The organism is Methylobacterium sp. E-045, from assembly GCF_022829685.1.
Lineage (GTDB): Bacteria > Pseudomonadota > Alphaproteobacteria > Rhizobiales > Beijerinckiaceae > Methylobacterium.
This window is the reverse complement of the sequence record NZ_JAKSYE010000024.1, coordinates 1-5,046: the sequence shown is the minus strand read 5'-3', so window position 1 is coordinate 5,046 and position 5,046 is coordinate 1. Positions and strand designations below refer to the sequence as shown.

General features: G+C 63.6%; 1 protein-coding gene and 3 pseudogenes. 3 read left to right on the top strand and 1 reads right to left on the bottom strand.

Annotated elements, in window-relative coordinates; genetic code table 11:
• The first annotated feature begins 64 nt into the window (after nt 1-64).
• Together istA and istB are read left to right on the top strand one after the other, a co-directional pair.
• A pseudogene (gene istA / locus MKK51_RS01380) lies at nt 65-1,565 on the top strand (IS21 family transposase).
• Nucleotides 1,562-2,431: an IS21-like element ISMex8 family helper ATPase IstB gene (gene istB, locus MKK51_RS01375; protein ID WP_243974515.1), complete on the top strand. Its 870-nt coding sequence runs from the start codon at nt 1,562-1,564 to the stop codon at nt 2,429-2,431. Before istA ends, istB begins: the two are co-directional and overlap by 4 nt.
• A 62-nt stretch (nt 2,432-2,493) precedes the next feature.
• Here istB and MKK51_RS01370 read toward each other — a convergent pair.
• Nucleotides 2,494-3,378: pseudogene (locus tag MKK51_RS01370) on the bottom strand (TonB-dependent siderophore receptor); the annotation flags it as partial.
• A gap of 636 nt (nt 3,379-4,014) precedes the next feature.
• Between MKK51_RS01370 and MKK51_RS01365 the strand changes: the two are divergent.
• Nucleotides 4,015-4,908: pseudogene (locus tag MKK51_RS01365) on the top strand (IS1182 family transposase); the annotation flags it as partial.
• Nucleotides 4,909-5,046: the final 138 nt, after the last annotated feature.

The following is a 5,046-nucleotide window of genomic DNA, read 5'->3' as shown; positions in this document are numbered from 1 at the left end:
TGCTGATGCGGGCGGCGTAAAAGTCGGCCAGTTTGAGAGGCTTCTCTTTCGGGAGGGGCCCAGGATGTTTGCCGTGGAAGTCTACGCGGCCGTTCGGCAGTTCGTTTTCATCGACGGCAACTCTCGTCGCGAGGCGGCCCGAGTGTTCGGGCTGAACCGCGAGACGATTGCCAAGATGTGCCGATTCTCGCTGCCGCCGGGCTACACGCGCTCGAAGCCGGTCAAGAAGCCGAAGCTGGGTCCGCTGCTACCGGTGATCGATGCGATCCTGGAGGCGGACCGGACCGCGCCCGTCAAGCAGCAGCACACGGCCAAGCGGATCTTCGAGCGTCTCCGCGACGAGCACGGCTACGGCGGAGGCTACACGGCCTTGGAAGGACCAAGTCCGGATCGCACGCGCGAGCGGGCGAGAGACCTTCGTGCCGTTGGCGCACCCGCCGGGTCATGCCCAGGTCGATTTCGGTGAGGCGGTCGCCACCATCGGCGGTGTGAACAGGGCGATCCACTTCTTCTGCATGGACCTGCCGCATTCCGACGCCTGCTTCGTGAAGGCGTATCCACGGGAGACCACGGAGGCGTTCCTCGACGGGCATGTCGCCCCCGTCGGGTTCTTCGACGGCGTGCCGCTGTCGATCCTCTACGACAACACCAAGATCGCGGTCGCCAAGATCTGCGGCGGGGGTCAACGCGAGCGCACCCGGGCCTTCACCGAGCTTGTGAGCCCCTACCTGTTCCGAGACCGCTTCGGGCGTCCAGGCAAGGGCAACGACAAGGGCAAGGTCGAAGGCCTGGTCAAGTACGCCCGGTCCAACTTCATGACCCCGGCCCCGGTGGCGGCGTCCTTCGAGGCGCTGAACGCGGATCTGGAGCGACCCTGCCGGACCCGGCAGGATGAACGGGCCGGGCAGCATGCCGAGAGCATCGGCACGCGACTGGTCGCCGATCGTGCCGTCCTGCGTGCCCTGCCGGCGGTCCCGTAGGAGCCGTGCGAGAAGCGGGCTGGGCGCGTCTCCTCGACCGCGCTGGTTCGCTACCGCTGCAACGATTACTCGGTGCCGACCGCCTACGGCTTCCGGGACGTGCTGGTGAAGGGCTTCGTCGAGGAGGTCGTGATCTTGTGTGCGGGGATCGAGATCGCCCGGCACCCGCGTCGCTACGGCACCGGTATGTTTGTCTTCGATCCGCTGCATTGCCTCACACTGATAGAGACCAAACCGAACGCTCTCGACCAGGCGGCCGCGCTCCGGGGTTGGGATCTGCCCGAGGCGTTCCAGCACCTGCGCCACCTCCTGGAGGCACGCATGGGCAACCGCGGCAAGCGCGAGTTCATCCAGGTGCTGCGCCTGATGGAGGCGATGCCCAAGGACGTCGTGGCCTCGGCCGTCACCGACGCGATCCGGCTCGGGGCGATCGGCTTCGACGCGGTCAAGCTGATCGCGCTGGCCCGGCTCGAACGACGACCGCCCCGGCTCGACTTGGCGGCCTATCCGCATCTGCCCAGGACCATGGTGAGGACGACCGTGGCCGCCGACTACACGGTGCTGGTGCCGGAGGTGGCAGCATGAGTACGGCGCGTGACGAGACGATGCCGGGCGGCACCACCGGCGGCACGCCGGGGATCCTGCTCGCCCACCACCTCAAGCAGCTGAAGCTGCCCACGGTGCTGCGCGAGTACGACAAGGTCGCCCGGGAGTGCGCCCAGGGCGGCATCGACCATCCGCGCTACCTGCTCCGTCTGGTCGAGCTGGAACTGATCGATCGCGAACGGCGCATGGTCGAACGCCGGATCCGGTCGGCCCGTTTCCCGGCGGTGAAGAGCCTCGACACCTTCGACTTCACCGCAATCCCGAGCCTGAACAAGATGCTCGTCCTGGAACTGGCGCGCTGCGGCTACATCCTTGGCCGGGAGAACGTCATCGCGCTCGGCAACTCCGGCACCGGAAAGACCCACATCGCCTTGGCTCTCGGCCTGGCGGCCTGTCAGAAGGGCTTCTCGGTCGCGTTCATCACCGCGGCCTCTCTGGTCAACCAGCTTTTGGAGGCCCGTGACGAGCGGCGTCTGCTCCGGCTGCAGCGCGAACTCGCTTGCGCGAAGCTCCTGATCGTCGACGAGCTCGGCTACGTGCCGCTGTCGCCGACGGGGGCCGAGTTGCTGTTCGAGACCTTCTCGCAACGCTACGAGCGCGGCTCCACCGTGGTGACCTCGAACCTGCCGTTCGAGGACTGGACCTCGGTTCTGGGATCGGAGCGGCTCACCGGCGCGCTGCTCGACCGGCTGACCCATCACGTCAGCATCCTCAGCCTGAACGGCGACAGCTACCGCCTCAAATCCTCCCGCAGCCGGCGCAGTCGCGCCGACGGCAGGGCGGAGCAAAACCAGGCCACGGCCGACCCCCACGATCCCGAGACGGGCGAGATCCTGCCAACTTGAGCTTCACGATCGGCGACGAACGATGAAGGGGCCCGATCGGGCCCCTTCATCGTTCAAACGGCCAGCGGCCATTGGCCTGGTTTTGCTCCGCCGCAGCGGCCTGGAATTGGTCCGCCCTTTACAGTGCCCACTGCCGGGAAGCCGCCATAGAAGCCGGAGAACGGATCGCGCTCGTAATTGCCAATGATAGTTAGCTGCGTGTCTGCGTCGGGCCGCCAGGTCAAACTTGGATTGATGAAGAAGCGCTCAACCTCTGTGGTCACCGCCGGCCCGTCACCCTTCCAACCCAGGCCAACCACCCGGTAGGCGAACTGGTCCGCGACCCCACCAGTACCATCACCAAGCGGGCCTCCAACGTCAAAACCGCCGCGCACCTCGCTGAAGCCACCACCCTGGACGAAGATTTCGCCATGACGGACGAATTGCGGCACCTTCGATACAAGATTGACGATGCCGCCTGGACCCGACTGCCCATAGAGCACTGACGCCGGCCCCTTTATCACGTCCACACGCTCAAGCCGGTAGGGATCGACAGTGGGCGAAGCATCACGGCTTCCGGGCAGCGACAGCCCATCTAGGAAGAGCGGCGCGGCAAACCCACGAATTGAGAACTGCTCCAGGCGGGTGGAACCTGCGCCACGCTGTTCCGTCGTCACGCTGGGGGTGTAGCGCAGAGCCTGATTGATAGTGAGCGCGTTCTGGTCTTCAATCTGCTTGCGACTGATGACAGAAATTGATTGAGCCGTCTCAAGAATTGGAGTGTCGGTCTTGGTCGCAACGATGCTGCGGCTAGCAACATAGCCGGGGACAGCGCCAACGGCACCACCAGTCCCGTAGAGAGCACCGCCGAGGCTTCGACCAGCGACTTCCGACGTTACACTCAAATCAGCGAGCTCGACATCTGTTGAAGCAGTAGCTTGTGCGATTGCAATAGTCGGCGCGATCATGCCACAGGTTGTTGACAGCAGCGCAGCGTAAAGAGAGCCGTGCCACAAAGGACGAACTAGGCCGCGTGCATTATTAAAACGATAGAGAGCCATTTTGCCGATCACACTGCTGTCCACCCGTGCAAAATATCGCCGCTATGCTTATCGATCACGGCGATGTGATCCGCTTATCGTGCGATCGACGGCATAGCCCAACAATTATCTTATGGAATGCTTCTAAGATGATTTTGCTTCTCGCTGCCCCTTGATAGAGGTGCTCGCTCTTGGATTGTAGAACGAGAGCCTGGATGAGAGCGATGTAAAACTAATCGGCCCGAACGGGTCTACGCCCTGCTCCCGCAAAAATTGAATCTTGTAAGCATACCAAATGCTGGGGATATGAGGCCAAGATGCAACACTGTCTCTGGCTCTGTGTAAAACTCCGCGAGATGAGAGGAGCAGCTAAAATTTCGACCACGACTGTGCGCTAGGCATAAGCATTCGAGCCTGACGCTAACCCAAGAAAAAAAATCGTCCTATTGGTACGCTTGCAAGAAATCCGACCGTTTTCCCGACGGCTGGAGCCGTCCGGTGTCGACCCTGGATGTGTCAAAACCCCGATGATGGTATCTTTCTTCGGGTTGTCCGGAGGCTGGCATGGGACGGTTTGTTGTCGGTGCCGAGCGCGATCAGACGACGTTGTTTCCGCCGTGTCTTGAAGACTGGATCGCCGATGACAACCCGGTCCGCGTGGTCGATGCCTTCGTGGATGCGCTGGATCTTGGCGCCTTCGGCTTCACGGGCGTCGATGCGGCGGCGACGGGACGACCGGGCTACCATCCCGCGGCCCTCCTGAAGCTCTACGTCTACCGCTAGCTTAACCGGGTCCCGTCGAGCCGACGTTTGGAACGCGAAGCGGGCCGCAACGTCGAGGTCATGTGGCTGACGGGCCAGCTGTCGCCCGATCACAAGACCATTGCCGAGTTCCGCCGGCAGAACGGACCAGCCATCGGGCGTGTCTGTGCCCGCTTCGTCGCCTTGTGCCGCGAGATGGGCCTTCTGACGGGGACACGCGTCGCGATCGACGGCTCGAAGTTCAAGGCGGTCAACAACCGCGACCGCAACTTCACGCAAGGGAAGCTCGACCGGCGCCGCCAGCAGATCGAGGAGAGCGTGTCGCGCTACCTCTCGCAGCTCGACACGGCCGATCGTCAAGATCCCACACCCGAACTGGCTGCCAAGGTGGTGCGGCTGAAGGAGAAGATCGCCCGCCTCGGGCAGGAGATGGAGCGGTTGGCCGGTCTGGAGGAGCAGATGAAGGCGGCGCCCGACCGGCAGATCTCACTGACCGATCCCGACGCACGATCGATGGCAACCAGCGGGCGCGGGTCGGGCATGGCGGGCTACAACGTCCAGGTGGCGGTCGAGACCGAGCATCATCTGATCGTGGCGCACCAAGTGACCAATGCCGGCTCGGACCGAGCGCAGCTCAGTGGAATGGCCGCGCGGGCCAAGCAGGCCCTGGAAGCGGACACGCTCGATGCGGTGGCTGTGTTTCGGCGTGCAACTTTGACCCCGTGAGGCGGGGGATCGGCGTCCAATTCTGACCCCCTAACCTCGTTCTCGCAGACTGCCCTCCGGTACGACCGGAGGGTGGTGTAGGGGGATGAAGGGCGTGGACACGATTGC

What these genes read in the sequence shown, in the direction of transcription:
- istB (WP_243974515.1), top strand. Translation starts at nt 1,562, where the DNA reads ATGAGTACGGCGCGTGACGAGACGATGCCGGGCGGCACCACCGGCGGC.